The organism is Brevibacillus sp. SIMBA_040, assembly GCF_046535075.1.
Taxonomy (GTDB): Bacteria; Bacillota; Bacilli; order Brevibacillales; family Brevibacillaceae; genus Brevibacillus.
In genome coordinates this window covers 1-266 of sequence record NZ_JAWRXI010000209.1, presented here as the reverse complement: position 1 = coordinate 266, position 266 = coordinate 1, and the positions used below count along the sequence as shown (strand labels likewise).

The following is a 266-nucleotide window of genomic DNA, read 5'->3' as shown; positions in this document are numbered from 1 at the left end:
CTCCGGCGATGTGATCTTTAACGGTCAACCGATGAGCAAACTGTCTTCGGCGGCGAAAGCAGAGCTGCGCAACCAGAAGCTGGGCTTTATTTATCAGTTTCACCATCTGCTGCCGGATTTTACCGCCCTGGAAAACGTGGCTATGCCGCTGCTGATTGGCAAGAAAAAGCCCGCTGAAATCAACAGCCGTGCGCTGGAGATGTTAAAAGCGGTGGGGCTGGAGCATCGTGCGAATCACCGTCCATCTGAACTTTCTGGCGGCGAAC

The 266-nt window shown here is 54.1% G+C and carries 1 protein-coding gene; it reads left to right on the top strand.

Annotation, left to right across the window (positions count from 1 at the left end; translation table 11 throughout):
- On the top strand, nt 1-266 hold a 266-nt coding region (locus SB752_RS32575; RefSeq protein ID WP_410719524.1), incomplete at both ends, for an ATP-binding cassette domain-containing protein.